This is a genomic window from Paenibacillus sp. 05T425 (assembly GCF_056396205.1).
Genome location: NZ_JBFTLA010000129.1, coordinates 1 through 420, shown reverse-complemented (window position 1 = coordinate 420; position 420 = coordinate 1). Strand labels below are relative to the sequence as shown.

The window sequence follows — 420 nt, the reverse complement described above, 5'->3', positions numbered from 1 at the left end:
TTCTGCGCACAACAAAAAACCAACCGCATCTACATGCGGTTGGTTCCTCGTGCTTGGCGACGTCCTACTCTCCCAGGACCCTGCGGTCCAAGTACCATTGGCGCTGGAGGGCTTAACGGTCGTGTTCGGTATGGGAACGCGTGGTTCCCCTCCGCCATCGCCACCAAACGGTGTTTTTCGATGATCATGCTTCCTGAATCACTTCAGAAAAGACACAACCATGATCTCAGAGGCATTGCGCCCTGAAAACTGGATACGAAAGATGTTGCTGCTGAACTTTAGCTGTTGCCTAYAGGTTGTATGGACCATRTAAGCYTTTTAGGATAAGCCCTCGACCGATTAGTATTCGTCAGCTACACACATTGCTGTGCTTCCACCCCGAACCTATCAACCTCGTCGTCTTCAAGGGGTCTTACATAC

Annotated in this window: 2 rRNA genes; both read right to left on the bottom strand. The window is 50.8% G+C overall.

The annotated features are described in order from the left end of the window. Positions 1 to 51 precede the first annotated feature (51 nt). A 5S ribosomal RNA gene (gene rrf, locus AC1DF0_RS32425) occupies positions 52 to 168 on the bottom strand. 151 nt (positions 169 to 319) lie between these two features. Beyond that, positions 320 to 420 (bottom strand): 23S ribosomal RNA (locus AC1DF0_RS32420); the annotation flags it as partial.